The sequence below is a fragment of the Vibrio sp. 1151_11 genome (assembly GCF_029478525.1).
Taxonomy (GTDB): domain Bacteria; phylum Pseudomonadota; class Gammaproteobacteria; order Enterobacterales; family Vibrionaceae; genus Vibrio; species Vibrio anguillarum.
Genome location: NZ_SHMN01000089.1, coordinates 1 through 915 on the forward strand (window position 1 = coordinate 1; position 915 = coordinate 915).

Below are 915 nucleotides of genomic sequence, written 5' to 3' on the forward strand. Positions count from 1 at the left end.
AACTCTAAACTCTTGTTTACCTCGACGGACTTTTAGGTCAAGGACTTGCGAACGGTTGGTGCCTCGAGTAATGTCTTTCAGCCTCCTCCCTTCTAGCTTAGGCAGAAGTCGCCCTCGACCGTTTCTCGCCTCAATAATCATAGGATTTAGAGACTTCGCACCTCGGACAATATAGAACCCGCCATGCTGTTCAAGCTCGCGAAAAAAGTGGAAATCAGGATACCCTGCGTCGGCTAACAGCAATTTGTTGTTCATCGTTTTGGGCTCAGGTAAAAAATCTCTTTCTGATGCCGTATCAGCGCTGATGCTCATCGCGACTGGAGAAAAGCTTTTCAACGACATTGTCATATGACATTCAACCGCCGCAGGGTTACGTTTAAATCGACTCGGATAAACATCCGCCAGGTCACGATGGATGTGGAAAGAACTGCCATCTTGAAGTAATACATCATCAAAAGTGTCGAGTTTATCTGGTAAGCCGACATTCTGCTGGCGAGCAAATTGAGCTATTGCTCGCATGACAAGTTGCCGCATAAAATTCGGAAACTCTATTTTCCTCAACTGGTTATGGTAAGGCTTGTATGCCACGGCATCTTCAGGGCTCAAGCACATACCATTGAATTGTCGCTGTAAATCCGCGATGGAAGTGCAGTTTCCTTTGCTTAACGCGGCCACTAAGCTAATGACTAGCTGCTCGGGTAATATCGCCCGACACCGTTTCATCAGGCCTGTACTTTTCGCCATTTTTTGAAGGGTGTCAGCATTAAAGAATTGCTTAAATTGCTTCTGTAAGGAGATAATCGTCATCGGCTTCACGGTTGGTGTAGGTGGTTTGTTTGGCGACGATTATCTGATCATAAATGAAGCCTTTTTTCTATCTAAATAAACACGTTAGCTCTTAAGATCCTGTCTATG

Annotated in this window: 1 pseudogene; it reads right to left on the bottom strand. The window is 45.1% G+C overall.

From position 1 onward, the window contains the following. Positions 1-807, bottom strand: a pseudogene (locus EXZ60_RS18895) (IS4-like element ISVa14 family transposase); the annotation flags it as partial. Positions 808-915: the final 108 nt, after the last annotated feature.